12 protein-coding genes are annotated in these 16,990 nt (G+C 52.7%); 4 read left to right on the plus strand and 8 right to left on the minus strand.

Annotated elements, in window-relative coordinates; all coding sequences use genetic code 11:
- Positions 1 to 73 precede the first annotated feature (73 nt).
- Positions 74 to 2,611: a sigma 54-interacting transcriptional regulator gene (locus tag FUA23_RS04705; RefSeq protein WP_147929572.1), complete on the plus strand. Its 2,538-nt coding sequence runs from the start codon at positions 74 to 76 to the stop codon at positions 2,609 to 2,611.
- Between the two features lie 357 nt (positions 2,612 to 2,968).
- On the plus strand, positions 2,969 to 4,732 hold the full coding sequence (dnaX, locus tag FUA23_RS04710) for a DNA polymerase III subunit gamma/tau (RefSeq protein ID WP_147929573.1): 1,764 nt from the start codon (positions 2,969 to 2,971) through the stop codon (positions 4,730 to 4,732).
- A 5-nt stretch (positions 4,733 to 4,737) separates the two neighbouring features.
- Here dnaX and FUA23_RS04715 read toward each other — a convergent pair whose 3' ends face one another.
- A complete protein-coding gene (locus FUA23_RS04715; protein WP_147929574.1) occupies positions 4,738 to 5,433 on the minus strand; it encodes a DUF434 domain-containing protein in 696 nt (231 codons plus the stop codon).
- A 39-nt stretch (positions 5,434 to 5,472) separates the two neighbouring features.
- Positions 5,473 to 6,324 carry a 3-keto-disaccharide hydrolase gene (locus FUA23_RS04720; RefSeq protein ID WP_246144028.1) on the minus strand — a complete coding sequence of 284 codons (852 nt, stop codon included), beginning with the start codon at positions 6,322 to 6,324 and terminating at the stop codon, positions 5,473 to 5,475.
- Positions 6,325 to 6,473: 149 nt separating this feature from the next.
- On the opposite strand from FUA23_RS04720, the gene FUA23_RS04725 reads away from it, so the two are divergent.
- Entirely contained in the window at positions 6,474 to 7,001 is a 528-nt protein-coding gene (locus tag FUA23_RS04725; protein ID WP_147929575.1) for an ExbD/TolR family protein, read from the plus strand.
- Positions 7,002 to 7,019: 18 nt separating this feature from the next.
- On the opposite strand, the gene FUA23_RS04730 is transcribed toward FUA23_RS04725, so the two are convergent.
- The 6 genes from FUA23_RS04730 to FUA23_RS04755 all read right to left on the minus strand — a co-directional run bounded on the left by FUA23_RS04730 (position 7,020) and on the right by FUA23_RS04755 (position 15,628).
- On the minus strand, positions 7,020 to 7,679 hold the full coding sequence (locus FUA23_RS04730; protein ID WP_147929576.1) for an SGNH/GDSL hydrolase family protein: 660 nt from the start codon (positions 7,677 to 7,679) through the stop codon (positions 7,020 to 7,022).
- A 397-nt stretch (positions 7,680 to 8,076) separates the two neighbouring features.
- Positions 8,077 to 9,306, minus strand: coding sequence for a vanadium-dependent haloperoxidase (locus FUA23_RS04735; protein WP_147929577.1), 1,230 nt, complete (start codon positions 9,304 to 9,306; stop codon positions 8,077 to 8,079).
- A gap of 168 nt (positions 9,307 to 9,474) precedes the next feature.
- Complete coding sequence (locus FUA23_RS04740; RefSeq protein WP_147929578.1) at positions 9,475 to 10,038, minus strand: hypothetical protein; 564 nt, start codon at positions 10,036 to 10,038, stop codon at positions 9,475 to 9,477.
- A gap of 141 nt (positions 10,039 to 10,179) precedes the next feature.
- A complete protein-coding gene (locus FUA23_RS04745; RefSeq protein WP_222706992.1) occupies positions 10,180 to 11,445 on the minus strand; it encodes a TolC family protein in 1,266 nt (421 codons plus the stop codon).
- A 65-nt stretch (positions 11,446 to 11,510) separates the two neighbouring features.
- On the minus strand, positions 11,511 to 14,573 hold the full coding sequence (locus FUA23_RS04750) for an efflux RND transporter permease subunit (RefSeq protein WP_187270889.1): 3,063 nt from the start codon (positions 14,571 to 14,573) through the stop codon (positions 11,511 to 11,513).
- Positions 14,573 to 15,628: an efflux RND transporter periplasmic adaptor subunit gene (locus FUA23_RS04755; RefSeq protein ID WP_147929581.1), complete on the minus strand. Its 1,056-nt coding sequence runs from the start codon at positions 15,626 to 15,628 to the stop codon at positions 14,573 to 14,575. The genes FUA23_RS04750 and FUA23_RS04755 overlap by 1 nt, the downstream gene beginning before the upstream one ends.
- Positions 15,629 to 16,300: 672 nt before the next feature.
- On the opposite strand from FUA23_RS04755, the gene FUA23_RS04760 reads away from it, so the two are divergent.
- Positions 16,301 to 16,921, plus strand: coding sequence for a MarC family protein (locus tag FUA23_RS04760; protein WP_147929582.1), 621 nt, complete (start codon positions 16,301 to 16,303; stop codon positions 16,919 to 16,921).
- Positions 16,922 to 16,990 lie beyond the last annotated feature (69 nt).

Consider the following 16,990-nt stretch of genomic DNA (forward strand, 5'->3'; position numbering starts at 1 on the left):
GGTTTGCATTTTGTTTAACCTGAAGCATTTTCGTTTATCTTCGCCCCCCAAGCTCCTGCCCTACGGTATTATCATGACTCCACCCACTCCAAAAGACCAATTGAAGCTCCACGTAGCCGCCTTCGACCAGGTGAGCGAAGGAGCGTTGTGGGCCGATAAACAGGGACGGATCGTATACGCCAACGAATCGGCGTGTCGTCTTTTGGGCTACACCCAGAGTCAGCTCCTCCGGAGTTCTTACCTGGAGATCGACCCGAATTATAGTCTGCTGGGCTGGAAAAAGTTCTGGAAACAACTCGACCCGGCAGGAGCGACCCACCTGGAGACACAGTTTGTAAACAGTGGCGGCAACTTTTTTGGTGTCCGGGGGCACATCGGCTTCGATGCTGCGGCGGAAGACCAATCATTATGTCTGATTGTTTTTGGGTCGACAGAGGAAGGAAGCCGGGAGGCAGATTTGTTGGAAGCCGTTCAGCGCGACGGAAAAATCGGAAGCTGGGAATACCACCTTGGCACCGGACAGGTGTACGTGTCTCCGCTGCTGCGCGAATGGCTCGGCTGGTCGTTGGAGCGTGACTTTTACCCCTCCGGAGACCTGGCCGAAAAGCTTTCTTCGCACCTGCTGCCGAGCCAGAAAAAAGAAGCGGCTACTCTTCTCGGCCGGTTAGCCAATGCGGCACGTTCCGCCGAAGTAACCCTCGATTTGCAACTGAGCGACGGGCAGACGCGCAGCCTCTTGCTCCGTGGCCAATCGGTCGAAAATGAAGTAGAAGTACGTAAAATTTACGGATCGGCCGTGCGGGAAGAAGACCACCTTGCGGGCATGATTCCTGCCGGTGATGAGTCTACCTTTCAGTTTAGTCTCGACCAAAGCCGCGACGCCATCGTCTGGGCAGACCTTGCCGATGGCCACATTGCCTACGCCAACGCCCGCGCCCGCGAACTCACCCGTTATTCCCGCCAGGAAATAATTGGCCTGCCCGCAAACCTCCTGAGCCCGGATTACAGAGAAGCATTGGCCAAACTACGCTCCGAGCACTACCTGGAACTGAGCACCAACACGATCCGTAAAGACGGAACGCCCTACCCTACCCGGGCGGGCATGCACTTCCACGCAGCACCCGACGGAAAAGAGTACGCCGTGATCGTTAGTCACGACAGCGGACGGGAAACCGCTAACTCCGAAGACCTTCAACTTCATACCGCGACCCTGAACACCCTGCAGGAATGGGTCATCTGGCTCAACAACGATCAGTGCGTTGAAATGATGAACACCGCGGCGCGCAAAAAACTGAGCCGGCGGACCACCCGCGAACTGACCGGTTTGCCGCTGACCGAGCTTATGCCAGAGTTGGAAATACCCGCCCTCGCACAGGTACGTCAGGAACAACTCGACGGCCGGGTCCGCCCCGACACCGACTACGTTTACGCCGACACAAACGGCAAGGAAAGAACCCTGCAGGTGCGCTTTGTTCAGGTAGCCGCCGGAAGCCGGATGTACCTCGGCGTAATCTGCCGGGACGTAACCAACGAAATGGCCGGCCGCCGCCGGTTGCAGGAAGCAAAGCGCCGCGTAGACGAACTGCGCAAGCAACTGGAAAGCGAAAACGAAGCCCTGAAAGAAGAAATAGATACGGTTACCTCCTCCGGGCCGATCATTACGGTATCCAAAAAGTACATGAAAGTGCTCGGCCAGATCGGTCAGGTAGCAGGCACCGACGCCACCGTGCTCGTTACCGGAGAAACCGGAACGGGAAAAGAACTCCTGGCCCAGAGCATTCACAACTTCAGTAACCGGGGAACCCGCAGAATGGTAAGCGTTAACTGTGCCGCGCTGCCGGAAAACCTGATTGAAAGTGAGCTGTTCGGTCACGAGCGCGGCTCGTTTACCGGGGCATTCGCCCAGAAAAAAGGTAAGTTCGAGCTCGCCGATGGAGGGACCATCTTCCTCGATGAAATTGGTGAGCTTCCGCTCGAGATGCAGTCCAAATTGCTCCGGGCACTGCAGGAGGGAGAGATTCAGCGCATTGGTTCTCAGGATGTGATCAAGGTCGACGTGCGCGTAGTCGCCGCTACCAACCGTGACCTGGAGCGGATGATCGGAGAAGGCACTTTCCGGGAAGATCTTTTCTACCGCCTCAACGTATTCCCGATTCATAACCTGCCGCTCCGCGAGCGGCCCGAAGACATCCCCGTACTGGTGAAGCACTTCACCAAAATTTACGCCCAGAAGATGGGCCGGCCGGTAACGCAGATCAACCAGAAAGACCTCGAAAAATTAGTCGCTTACGACTTCCCCGGCAACGTTCGTGAGTTGATCAACCTGGTTGAGCGGGCGGTGATCACCTCTAAAGACTCAACGCTCAACCTCGGCGTATCGTTACGCGCACTGCGCCGTACCGACCGGGGAGACGGCAAGCTTTCGCTGTCTCCCAACGATCGCCTGGTTTCCTTCGAAGAAATGCAACGGCAGTACATTATGGAGGCTTTGCGCAGAACGAAAGGAAAAGTAACCGGCGCCGGAGGCGCCGCCGAACTGCTGGACGTAAACGGACGGACGCTGATGAGCAAAATGGTTAAGCTGGGGATCGACCGGGGAGACTTTACGTAAGGTATTTACCCGGCCGCATTCGCCTCCGATGAACAGCCGGAACGAACGACTTCAAGGCGCGTGAACCTGCCCGGAGACGATTTAAGCTGTGTGAAACTGCTACCGACACACTTAGATCAGGGCCTAAGTGGTTCAGGGATGAGGGGCGCGGCCGCAGGTGCGAGGTGCGTTTTTTGATAAAAGAACGGTCGGTAATAATTAGCACGCAAATGCCTCCCGCTTTGAAAACCATGCCTGCAAACTAACCCTGACAGGTAAGCCGACGGCTGAAGCCGTGCCTACTGAAAAGCTGTGATGTCCGTTCATCACAACAGAGTTACTGAGAGTTTAAACGGTATGTTTCGTACCTTCGCGATTATGAGCAGTTTTGTAGTATCCGCAAGAAAGTACCGCCCCGTCCGCTTCGATGAAGTTGTCGGGCAGCAGCACGTATCGCAGACACTCAAGAACGCTTTACAGACGGATCACCTCGCGCACGCCTTTCTCTTTTGTGGCCCGCGCGGTGTAGGTAAAACCACCTCGGCACGTATTCTGGCCAAGGTCCTCAACTGTCAGAACCGCACGGAAGACTTCGAGCCCTGTAACCAATGCCAGAGCTGCGTGTCTTTCGACAGCGACGCCAACATTTACATCAGGGAGCTGGATGCGGCGAGTAACAACTCCGTAGACCACATCCGCTCGTTGAACGAGCAGGCGCGCATCCCGCTGGACCAGGGCAAGAGCCGGGTATTCATCGTGGATGAGGTTCATATGCTCTCTCAGGCGGCCTTCAACGCCTTCCTGAAAACGCTGGAAGAGCCGCCCGAACGGACCGTCTTCATTCTCGCAACGACAGAAAAGCATAAGATCATCCCGACGATCCTGTCGCGCTGTCAGGTGTTCGATTTCAAGCGGATTCAGCCGAAGGACATCATTACGCACCTGCAGGGAATTTGCGAGCAGGAAGGCATTGATGCCGAAGAGGACGCCCTCCACATCATCGGCCAGAAAGCCGACGGCGCCCTGCGGGACGCCCTCTCCATCTTTGACCGGATGACGAGCGCCGACGCCAATAAGATCACCTACGAAGGCGTAATCGAAAACCTGAACGTACTCGACTACGACTACTACTTCAGAGCGGTAGACTTTCTGCTGACCGAAGACCGAGGTGGTATCATGCTATTGTTCGACGACATCCTCCGCAAAGGGTTCGACGAAGACCTCTTCCTCAACGGGCTGGCGGCTCATGTCCGCGACCTTCTGGTTTGCAAAGACCCCGAAACCCTGAAACTGCTGGAAGTAGGAGAACGCCTCCGGGCACGCTACCACCAACAAGCCGCTATTGCCCCAACGGATATTTTGCTGACGCTGCTCAACATAGCGAACGACTGTGACCTTGGTTTCCGGCTGGCGCGCAATAAACGGCTGCACGTTGAAATGGCGTTGCTCAAGATGGCCGCTGTTCAGCGGGCATTCAGGAACGAACCAGTCGCCATTGCGCCTTCAACTTCCCCCGCACCTGCGGCCGCGCCGGAAAAAAAAAGTCCTGACCCCACCACTACCGTAAACGCGGAGGGTCCGGCGGGCGGAGAACTCGCCGCGCCACAAGTCGCAAAGCCCGAACTCGAGTCTCCTCCGAAATCCGCAGAGACTCCTGCGCCGGCAGCCGTAACTCCTCCGGTAGCACCGACGGCCTTTGGCACCATCGACATTGGTGACATGATGGCTGAAATTGAATCGGAAGAATCGGAGCTTACCGCCGCTGAAGACCTGCCGGAGCTTACTGACGAAACACTCACAACTGCCTGGGAGACGTTCAAACGCAATAATTCCGGCACCACCCTTGCCGTTAATATGAAGCGTGCCATCGGTAGTGTTGCCGGCGAAGAGATCCACGTTCGCATTGGTAGCCAGCGCGTTATGGCTTCCTTCCGGGAGGACACCAGCCTCATCATGTTCCTCCGGGAAACCTTCAAGCGGCCCGACCTGGTGATGCTGTTGAAAGTCGACGAAAGCCTGAGGCCCCAGAAATCTGAGGTAAAGAAACGGCTGACCGCAAAGGACAAATTCCTGGCCATGCGCGAGAAAAACCCTGCGATAGACAGTTTACGCAAGCGGTTTGATCTCCGGCCGGAAGAGTAAGCATCTCAGATCGTAATTCGCCAAATTTCGTCGTTTTGCAACAGTTCCTGCCCCAGGTTGCACCACGCTCCTCCGTCATCAAGAATCCAACTGTCTGAAGAGACGATCACGTTTTCTGCGGGCATCGCGATGAGCTCTTTGTCCGGATTGTAGACTAACTCGACCTGCCAGTTGAAGGCATGCGTTTCGGCCATTTCCCTAAGCATCGTTTTCAGCCGGCCGGAGTTGGAAACCGGCTGGTCGAAATACCAGATCACCCGCGCTGCCACACGCAGCGCCTCCCCCACCCTGAGCAGGGCCGGCTCAGTATGGCGGACGTGCTTATAGGTGCCATGTACACCGGCCAGGTCACGATAAGTCCCGTCGCGGGACTCAAGGATGAGGCCTCCCCCAAACGCGCTTTCAAGCAGGATCAGCAGGTTAAAACCATCGATGGCTACCGTACGCCCGGCAATTTGTGTCAAATCTACCCGCCGCTCCTGCCGGGAAGCGATGGCTGCCTGCGAAGCGGAAGCCCGACCGACGGCCATCCGCTGCCGTTTGTTGAGCCGGTAGCGGTTACCAACCAGTTGCAGAGCAGAATCGGTTCCGTAATCTCTGCTAAGCAGCCAGCAAAGATCGTCGGTTGCGGCCCTCAGGGCCGGCAGGTACCGATCAGCAAACAGGGAAGGGTCGTTAGGTTGCGGGCCTCGGTTACGCATTGATGGTGGCAGTAGTTAGAAGTTGAACGGCAGGTTTAATCATTGCTCCGGCAGTTTCAACAGTTCTACGTTACGAAAGTCGATCGGATGGCTTTCGGCCTGCAGTGCGATGTAGCCCTTGGTGAGGATTTCGCCATCTCGGGCGATCCACTTGTCCGCAGCTTTACCGAGGCCCCATTTTCTGAGTTGTTTTGCATTCCCACCCCCAAGCTGAGGGTTTTGGAAACTCAGCACCGTATCTCCTTCGATCAGAAAGTGCATCGCTTCGCCGCCAAGGACAACCGCTTCGGCGTGTACCCACTGGTCTCCATCGTAGGTTTCAGACGAAGAGCTGATGCAGTGGCGGTTGTTCAGGGTATCGCCCATCATCACCGTCGTTCCCGGCGTACATACGTTTGCGGTGGTACGGGGTTTCCCGTCGTTGAGGCCACCCAGCAGTTGCAATTCCACCGATACGGGAAAGTGCTGGCCATACTCGTTGCTTGCCGCAGACTGGCTATGAAGCATCACACCACTGTTACGCACATTCCAGCTCGACCCGCCGGGTGTTTGCTCGCCCGTGAAGCGGTAGTCGAAGCGAAGTTTATAGTATGAATAAGGAATTTTATAATATATGTGGCCGAACAGGTCTTCGAACTCATCGTACTCATCGTATTTGATCCGGAGCATATCGTCCTCCCATACGAAGGTGTTTTGGAAGTTGTCGTTTACGTCTTTGCCGGCTATTTTGATGTCCCAGCCTTCGAGGTCTTTCCCGTTGAAAAGCGGAATCCAGTTTTCAGCGACAGCATCCGCTCCTACCGGTTCTTCCAGATTAGTGGAGTTTACGTCGGAGTTACCACAGCTCATAAAAAGCAGCAAAACAGGGAGGAGGCAGATCAGGTTTTTCATGCGGTGAATATAGCCCAAGGGGACAGATGTGCGGAAGGTTTCTTCCGGGAATCAACTTCGTGAAGGCAGAATGCCTTCTGGCTATTCTACCACAGCAACCGCCAAAGAATGTTACTCCGGCATCTGAAGGGCAAACAAATCACCTTATTATGTCTGATAAAAAGACGCGCCGGGAGTCTCCCGCCGTGAACGCCGGCTCTATGGCCGACATTGCCTTTCTGCTCCTCATCTTCTTTCTGGTTACGACCACTATTCAGGAGGACAAAGGCGTGCTTGTCCGGCTTCCCGTTTGGGACGATGCCCCCATTTCGGAGCCTATCAACGAGAACAACGTCCTCACCGTAATCATCAATAGTGCAGATCAGTTGTTGGTAGAAAACGAGCCAGCTACCATAGCCAGCATTCCGGTGTTACTTGCCGACCACGTAATTTCCCCGCTCCGTAAACCGACCAATGCCGTTGTTAGTCTCACCCACGACCGGGGTACCAGCTACGCCAGTTACCTGGCCGTATACGATGCTCTGAAACTAGGGTACAAAAACATCTGGGACGAAGCCGCCAACCGCGAATTCGGCAAAGCTTTCGACCTCCTCGAAATTGAGGATCAGCGTAATATTCGTAACACTCTGCCTATGGTAATTTCGGAGGCGGAACCGAGCGATATTCTGGGTAGTTAAGGCTTTGCGTACCTGCTACTAGTAGCACTGCTCAACTACTGCTTTGGCGAGTAATTTATAGCCCTGCTCATTGAAGTGAATCCCGTCGGTGCTGTACTTCAGCAGTTCGTCGCCTGGTTGTTTCTGGAAGTCTACCAAACAGAGGCCTTCGGCGGCGGCAATTGCTCTTACTTCGTCTGACAGGTCTTGCAGGCAGGCTTTCACGCCCTGAAATTCGTCGCTCACTGCATCATTTTCTGCGGCGGGGGGCGGGGTGATCAGTACAATGCGCGGCACTTCCTGACCACGGTCACTGAAGAAGGCGCGCGTCCGGGTAAGCAGTGTTTTCAGGTGGGTGGCGGGTTCGCTCCGCCGACCGGCGTATTCGGCTTTACAGTCGTTCGTTCCCAGGCTGATCAGGATTTCATCGATACTTCCCATTTCGGCGTATCCTTTGCGCAGGTAAGCAGTAAGGTTCTCCATAGTATTGCGGCGCAACTCGCCCATTCCGTTGAACCCGAAGGTATTGCCTCCGATGGCGGTATTCACCAGCGGGCCACCTCCCCGGAGCTCCTGCAGTTGAAAAACCCATCCTTTGCCCGCGCCGTTACTGTCGCCGATTACGAGTATATTTTTCTTATTCAGAGGAGTGGTACACGTCGTTAGGAAAAGAAAACCGAAGAGCACAAGAATACGCATAGCAAGATTGGGTTTGAGGGTTGCAAGGTAAAGCCTACGCACGACTAACGAAATTATCGTGCCAAAGCTTTTGTCGGCCCACCACTTCAGCAGGCTTTTGTCTTTTCCGTGCCGCACTTACTGTAAACACGGGTTGGGAAAATGGGAAAACACGACCAGAGAGGCTCCGGTCAGGAAGTGATTCGGGCGCGGCCGCAGGTGCCAAGTTTGTTTTGGGTACGTGGCCAACAGCGATGAAAGTATTTCAGCTCCTCGACCGGTGTACACAAAAGATGGAGCCACGGATACAATGTTCCCGTGGCTCCACTTCCTGCGGGTCGGTGTACCCGCTCTTCTTAAAAAACCGTTGTTGCACCTGCGGCCGCGCCCGTATACTTTACGCACGCGTGGGCTGGCATCAATTCCAGGGGAGATCGTTCACCCGCTGGCCGACGGTAAATCCGAGTTCGACGCCAGCGTCCGAATCGGACGCAAAGTGAACCCCGAGAGGAATCCGGCTGTAGCCATTCTCGATCGCCATTGCCCGGAAGGAAGTGAACGTTCTGGGCGTTCCGTTAAACTCCGTCCGGCCTTCGTGGCTCCGATCGGTAAACGTGTAATCGGCGCCAAAAATCTCTTCCAGAACCACAGCAGCAGCTCCTCCGAACGTAGCGTGACCAGAAGGGTAAGCCGGAAAACTGGGCGTAAAGAACCCTCCGGAACCATCAGGACACATAACCGTGTTCCAATCCGGCTCGCCCATGTGCTCACGGATATAATCGATGGGACGAAGGTAATTGTGGCGGTATTTTTCACTCCAGCACCTCACGCCCGCGTCCGAAATAGCCATGCTCACCTTTGCGTAGGCAGCAACCGTCTCCAACATATCGAGGCGTTCGATGGCAACGAGTTGGTTGGTGATGCTCAGCTGTCTTCCCGCAGGAGTGAAGGTGAGGATCGGGCAATCATCGCTCCAGAATTCACCAATCCAGTGTTCTTCGTGGCTTCCGCCAGCCTTGATGGAATTCACCAGGGTCATGACTTGCTCAGCCTCCTGGTACAGCTGCGAGCCACTGACCACACTGAAGACCGGCGGTGCTTCCACCACGTCTGTAGGCAGAGCTGCGAAAGTCATCGCTTTGCCCCAGTGCGGCAGCAGCGCCGGCGCATAATCCGGGTAGGTGGGTTTCCAGAGATGAGGCGCGACAGGCGGAACAAACTCAGGGTCGTTATTATTGAGGTAGCCTTCGTGGCCCCAGGTATCTGTTGCGGACCATTCGTAAATAGTTTCCGCGACGTAATTTCCGTACTCGACGGAACGGTAGAAAACTTCCGGCTCTCCGGACAGCTGGAGCTGCGCCCGAAGGTCACCACCAATATCCAGAATTTGAAACTGCTGCGCAGCGGGCGCCGTCGGGAACAAGTACTCGAAGCCTTTTTCGTAAGCTGCATTCACAACTACTTCCCAGTCGTACACTTCGGTAAAGTCCGGTTCGTCAATCTCAAGGCCATCAAAGTATCCCGAAAAACTCTGATAACGTCCTTCGCTGCCGTGAACGATGGCCTCGTAGGCCATCAGATTGATGAGCCCCATGCTCCTTGCCGAGACCGGTGGCCGGTAACCCGGGCTGTAGCGTTCTACTTCCAAAAAGAGTTGGTTCCAGATCAAAGGAACCCTGTGTGTGTGAAGTTCTTCGCAGCAGAACTTTGCTCCAAAACGACTTCGTCTTTCTGACAGGCACTAAGGGTCAGGGCCACAAAAAACAGAAAAATGTAATGCTTCTTCATGTGAATCAATTGGTGATTTGATTGAATATTATTTGCAATCTGCATCGATTACCTTCAGGTAATTTGCTTGTAATTCATGATAGACCTCTTTACCCTTTGTTCTTTTTATTTCGTCGAACAACGCCATCTTTTCATCCTCGATGCGCTGCTTTTCTTTTTTCATCGTTACCACTTTACTGGCCATTTCATCATCGTAGGCTTCTGTTTCGTCCAGCAATTGTTTAATCCCGCTACTCACCTCTTCAAAAGATTCGAACATCCTGATCAGGCTCGCATTTCTGACTTTCAACATATTTGCTTTCTCCGCTGCGGGCATACTCTCAGGAAGATTTTCTTCGAGAACCATATTGACTTTATCCCACTTTGCAGTGATGTCCTGTTTCATTGCCTTCAGATCGCAGAGCAATTCCTTTTCTTCATCAAACAATTGAATCAGTGCCATTTCGGCTTGAGCATCATTTCCGCATCCCATTGTCAGCAATAACAGCAAACCAGAAACGGAGGCTACGCATACAAATATAAACCTTTTGTAATCACCTGACACAATGGACCCTACGATATTTAAATTAAAGAGACGAATTTGTGTATTCATAATAACTACAGGGTGATTACACCCGATTTTAGAAGTTAAAAATATTCTTCTGTTAATCTGATATTTACACAGATAGTGTAAATATCTCCAGGCGAAACCGAACCAAATAAGTTCCGTGCTTCATCTGCTTAAAAGTACTGGCTAGAGCCAGGGCTGGCCACTCAGCTCCATTAAACCGATGTAAGCCTGAGTTTGCTCATATTCTGCCTGAGCGAGCCGGCGCTCAATGGCCAGGCGTTGAATGCGTACTTGCCGCAACTCAAACTGATTGATTACACCGCTACGGTATAGTTCGTCGGCCAGCGCGAAATTTTCTTCGGCCAGCATCAGGTTCTCCTGTTCTACCCTGGCCTGTTCAACGTAGTATTCGTACTGTTGGTAATTCAGGTACATTTCATTTTTCGTGGAGAGCGAAGCCTGGTCGTAGCCCAACCGGGCGACGGTGGCGCTAAATTTCGCCACCTCAATGTTTCTGTTTACGCGGTTACCGTCAAAAATATTCAGACTTGCGGACAGGCCGATAAAAGGGCTGAATGACCGGTTACTCGTCAGGAAGCCAGAGTTCGAGCTGAGGTAGCTGAAGTTGTATCCTGAACTCAGGTCGAGCGTAGGCTTACGTTCTGCTTCGGCGAGGGCGATCTCTCTTTCGGCGATGGCGACCTCCTTGGCGGAATACTGCAGATCAGGGTTTGACGCGAGAGCCAGTTCTGTCCATTGTTCGTAAGCCAACATCCCCTCCGGCATCAGGAAAGAGGTATCGACCGTTACCGGCATGGTAGATTCTCGGTTAAGGTCCCGGTTCAGTGAACCCGCCACGATATCATACTGCAAAAGTGCCAGGTTACGGGAATTGATTAACTCGTTGAGATCGGTCTTTGCCTGGAGTACATCGAGGCGGGTAGCAGATCCGATGGTCAGCTTAGCTTCGGTCAGTTCAAGTAAGTCCGTCAGGTAATTGAGATCCTCTTCAAGAATAGAAATCAATCGTGCCTGAAGGACGAGTTCCTGATACGCGCGGGAAATGTCGGCGGTAAGCTGCAGTGCTTCTCGGTTCCGGGCCAGAACGGCCAACTCGAATTCGTCCTGGAGCTGATCTTTCCGCAGAAACATCGCCTTACCGTCGTACAACGTCCAGTCTGCCTGAATGCTGGCGTTTAGTCTTTTATCAACCCCACCGGTAATCACGTTTTCCCGCCCGTCGAGGAACGTCTGGGTTGCATTATCCAGGCTAAAGGTTCCACCTCCGGCGGCAGTGATGGAGGGGAGCATTCCCGCAGCCCCTGCTCCGGTATTGGCTTTAGCCGATAGCGCAAGCGCGTCCGCGGTCATGAGGCCGAGGTTTTCTCTCAGGCCAATTTCCACGGCTTCTTCCAGGCTGAGGTACTGAGCACCGAGTATTGTTGGCAACAAACCGAGGCAAGCTGCGAGAAGCAGCCGTGAGACAATGGTCAGACGTCTGAATTTTAATATCATTACGCTTGGCTTTCTCCCACTTTTTTACGGGAAATCAATAAATACATAGAAGGGATCAGGTACAGGGTGAGCAACAGCGAGAACATCAACCCACCAATGATGGCAACCCCCATAGGAATCCTCGATGTCGACGCGGAACCCAAAGCGAGGGCAATCGGTAGTGTTCCCAGCACCGTTGCCAGTGAGGTCATCAGGATGGGCCGCAAACGGGAAGCCGATGCACTCAGGATCGCCTCTCTTTTTGAGGTGGCGGTCTCTAGCTGCTGGTTGGCGAATTCAACGATCAGGATGCCGTTTTTGGTTACGATACCGATAAGAACAATGATTCCAATCTGAGAGAAAATATTCAGGGTATTGCCCAACAGGTGCAGGCTCAGCAACGCTCCCAGAATAGCAAGTGGTACCGTGACCATAATGATGATCGGGTCGACGTAAGATTCGAACTGAGCGGCCAGCGTCAGGAATACCAGCAATAAAGCCAGGCCGAAGGCAAAGAGCAGGCCACTGGAGCTTTCCTCTAATTCTTTCGAACTTCCGGAAAGAGAAGTGGAGAACGACTCGTCCAGCAGGTCATCGGCAATTTTGTCCATTTCCGAGATACCCATCCCAATGGTGTAACCATCGTTCAGGCCGGCGTTGATTGTAGCAGACACGTAGCGGTTGTAACGGAACAACTGTGGTGGAGAGGAAGTCTCTTCCAGGTTAACCACTTCCGAAAGTTTCACCAGCCGGCCATTGTCGGCACGGACATTAGACGTGGTCAGGTCAAGCGGTTCATCCCGGAACAGCCGTCCGGCCTCACCGATGACTTCGTACTGTTTACCGTCACGAATGAAATAACCGTAGCGCTGCCCCGCAAAGAAGAGTTGCAGGGTACTGGCAACGTCGAGCACGGAAACTCCAAGCGTCCGTGCTTTTTCGCGATCGATCGTAACCGTTAACTCCGGTTTCGTGAACTTGAGGTTTATGTCCACTACGCTGAAGGCGGGGTTATCCTCAGCTTTGCTGAGGAAATCCGGGAGTACTTCTTTAAGCTTTTCCAGCGTGGGTGCTTGTAGTACGTACTGTACCGGAAGGGCTCCACGAGACCTGGTGACCTCAATGGTTTGAGCCTGAACGGCAAACGCGCGGGCAAAGTTTTTCTCGGCCAGCAAGGGTGCTACACTGCTGACGATTTCCTGCTGCGAACGCTCCCGCTCTCCCGGACTCGTCAGGTTCGTGAATACAAACCCGGAGTTTACGGAAGTGGAAGACCCGAAGCCGGGGGAAGTAACGGAAATGTAAGCTCTGATTTCCGGAATAGTATCCAGAATATTGAGCAATTCCAGCATGTACTCATCCATTAATTCATAGCTGGTTCCCTCAGGTGCGGTGGCAATTACCCGGAAAGCTCCCTTGTCTTCCATCGGTGCGAGCTCAGACGGGATGGCCATGGCTACGAAGTAAATCCCCACGAAGGCAGCAACGATGACCAACGGAGAAATCCACTTCACCCGCAGGTAGGAAGCAAGACTGGATCGGTAGATGCTGGTCATCCCCACAAAGAACCGTTCCGTGACGCGGTAAAAAGCGTTGTGCTTTTCCCTTTTCTTCAGCATCCGCGAAGAAAGCATCGGAGTCAGCGTCAGGGAGACAAAAGTGGATATTACAATGGCCCCGCCCACCACAAAGCCAAACTCCCGGAAGAGCCTTCCCGATAAACCGGAAAGGAAAATCACCGGCATAAACACCGCAATCAACGTAACGGAAGTAGCTATAATCGCAAAGAAAATCTCCTTGGCTCCTTCGTGTGCGGCAGCCATCGGTTCCATTCCTTCTTCAATCTTCTGGTAAATATTTTCCAGCATTACGATGGCATCGTCTACCACCAATCCTGTGGAAAGTACGATACCAAGCAGGGTGAGAATATTGATCGAATAATCCATCACGTACAGGACGAAGAAGGCGCCCAACAGGGAAATCGGCATCACGAGAACCGGAATGAGCGTTGTCCGCCAATCCCGCAGGAAGGCGAAAATCACCAATACTACCAGACCAAAAGCGATGAAAATGGTGTTCTGAACTTCGTCGATCGCAGCTCTGATGGGTTCTGTATTGTCGAATGCATATCCAACCCTGATGTCCTCTGGCAACTCTTTTTCAATCCGGGCGACCCTCTCGTAGATGTCATCGGCGATTTCAATATAGTTGGCACCTGGCTGCGGGGTGATCGCAACTCCAACCATGGGGATGATTCCCTTGCCCCGCAATACCGTTCTTTTGTTCTGTGCTTCGATCTTCGCAACCCCGACGTCTTTGAGCCGAATGATTGTTCCTTCCCGTTCGGTGATGATCAGATCGTTGAACTGCTCCTCGGTTTCCAACCGGCCGTATGTTCTGATGGTCAGTTCCTGGCGGTAACCTTCAATTTTACCGGTCGGCAACTCTACATTTTCCCGGCTCAGTGCGTCGCGTATATCTGTGGGTGCGATCTCCAGCGCAGCCATTTTACCGGGGTCCAGGTTCAACCGCATCGAATACACTTTCGAACCCCATATTCTGATGCTTGCAATTCCCTTCACGGTCTGCAGCCTTTCCTTAAAAAGCTTATCGGCCATATCCGTAAGGTCGAGCAACGATCGGTTATTAGACTGAAGGGTCAGCGCCATAATGGTTGTTGCATCCGCATCCGCTTTATTTACGATGGGAGGTTCCACATCCGGAGGTAAAGACCTGATGGCGCGGGAGACCCGGTCACGCACGTCGTTAGCGGCTGCTTCGAGGTCAACGTCCAGTTCAAACTCCACAGTTACCGTAGAGCGGCCGTCGGAGCTCACCGAAGAGATTGTACGGATTCCGGAGATACCGTTGATGTTTTCCTCGAGAGGCTCCGTAATCTGCGATTCCATCACGTCTGCATTCGCTCCCGGGTAGTTGGCGACGACAGAAATAATGGGCGGATCTACAGAAGGGTATTCCCGGACTCCCAGGTAAGTGAAACCGATGAAGCCAAAAATGATCACAACGATCGATAAGACGGAGGAAAGTACCGGCCTTTCGATATTAAGGGAAGAAAGATTCATCAACGGGCTTCTTTTAGTTTGGCTTTAACCTGCATTCCGTCCGTAGCCCCCAGAATTCCGGTGACCAGTACAGAATCTCGTTCGGTGATACCGCCAAGAATTTGAACTGAAGTAGAAGTACGCATCCCGACTTCAACCGGCCGGGATTTCACCAGTCCGTTTTCGACCACCAGTACTTTCTGCCCTTCCAAAACCGGAATAATGGCTTCAGCCGGGATGAGCAATGAACCGCCTTTACTCTGGAGGCTGTACTGGACTTCGGCGTAACCGCCGGGCAAAAACAGGTTCTTTTTGTTCGACAAACGACACCGCATCCGCAACGAGCGGTTTTGCTCGTCCAGCGTCGGTGACACCAGGTAAACTTCAGCCCGGAAGGTATCCTTACTGGCGGGGATGGTGAAGGTTATCTCATCTCCGGTGGTAACCGTACCTGCCTGCTTTTCGGGAATAAAAAACTCCAGTTTTATGGGGTCCAGGCGGTGTAATTCCGCCATTCCTGTGCCCGGAGACACATAGGCGCCCTCACTCAGCATTTTAACCCCTACCCTGCCGGAAAACGGGGCATAAACATTGGTTTTGGCAATCTGGGCATCCATCACCATGATGTCGGCAGCAATTACATCCGCAGCATTCTTCAGCCGGTCTACTTCCTCTGCCCTGATGGCCTGCAGGTCGCCCAGTTTCCGGGCTCGGGCGAGCTCAGATTTGGCGTAATCCAACTCTACTTCCAGTTTCTTTTTTTGCGCCTGAAGTTCCGCGTCGTTGATCTTGGCGAGCAACGCCCCTTTGGCTTTGTAAGCCCCTTCGGTGAAGTACAGTTTCTTGAGGTACCCCGAAGTCTCCGACGAGATCTGCACCTGATCTTCCGCTACAAAAGTTCCCGTAGAAGTCGACTGTTGTTGCAGGTCAGAGACTTCTGGCAAGACAACTTCGGCAACCAGGGTTGCCGGGCCCTTTTTCTCCGGTGCCGCAGTTTTGGCATCCTCGCTGCCGCAGGAAACCACTGCCAGCAGCCCCGCATACATCATCAGTAAACAAACTATTCTGGTAGTCATTGGATGTCGTTTTTAATAGCATCATTCAGTAGATCAACTGACGGCAAAGCGCTGGAACAAGGTTTTCTTCCGGGATGTTTAAGCCAAAAAACTGAAGGCCGGAATTTTCGCCGTGTATCGCTGACATTTTGGAGTCGCGCCAAGGTATTCAACTTATTGGCTTTGTACCGTAGTGCTAAAAAAAATAACAACACGTTTGCAATATGACCACCACAACGTCAGCAAATCCTGCTTGATATTACCTGTCTGAACAGGCATTGCTGACCCGGAAGCTGCAGGTTCCTGTTCGAACATCTTGCTTCAGGAGGCGCAAACGCAGGTGCAAAGAAAGGTTACGTCAAAACCACATTAACCATCCAACAATACGTACACTTGCCTGTCCTTACGCCCCGGCTAAGTAACTTTTACCTCCCACAACGCTCCAATGGGAGTGATTACAGGGTGCCATTCATCCGTCGGTTACGGGCGATCAAACGGTGACGTGAGTCATAAACGTCTTCCACTTAGGCGGTTTTGACGGTGTAAATGCGGGGCTAAAATTTACCGGTCTCTGCTGCACACTCATGCAACTTTCACCTTAGGATTTGTTGTGATGCCTCCGCCGCCGGAGCGGCAATAATTACATCTGTTCTTTCAGCCATCCTTCAGTAAAACCTCTAATTAAATTCCGACATGGAAGACAATCTGACTTTTGCAATAACTGTGTTCACAGGCTTCTTTGCCATCACTAATCCTATATCAAACATGACGATCTTCTTATCGCTCACCGAAGGCGCAGATAAGGAGACCAAGCGAAGCATCAATAAAAGAGCGAACATAACCGCTTTCATGATCGTGGCCATCTTCGTTCTGCTGGGGAAATTCATCTTCGAGATGTTTGACCTCAGTGTGCCTGCATTCAAAATAGCCGGAGGCATTCTCGTGTTTTTCATTGGCTTCGAAATGCTTCAGTCTAAAAAGTCCAATGTTAAAAACCTGAAAAATGTGAACGTCGACGAGAACATAGCTTTTTCCCCATTGGCCATCCCAATCCTGGCCGGACCAGGCACCATTGTTACGGCCATGAACTACGTCTCTGATCCGACCTTCCTGAAAATCTGTATTGTTATCTGTATTTTTGGTCTCTTGTCTCTGACTACCTACTTCACGTTCCGCCTAAGCGATTTTGTAGTAAAGACCCTGGGGACCAACGTCATTTCGGTAATCGGTAAGGTGATGGGTCTCATCATTGCTATTATCGGTACGGGAATGGTAATTGCCGGAATAAAGATCGCTTTCGATCTCTCAAGCTAAAGCAACCACCGCGCCTCTCTCCCCCTACAGGAAGTTTAGCTCCTTCCCCTAATTCTATCGTAAACCAGC

Origin of the sequence: Neolewinella aurantiaca, assembly GCF_008014675.1 — a bacterium.
Classification (GTDB): Bacteria; Bacteroidota; Bacteroidia; order Chitinophagales; family Saprospiraceae; genus Neolewinella; species Neolewinella aurantiaca.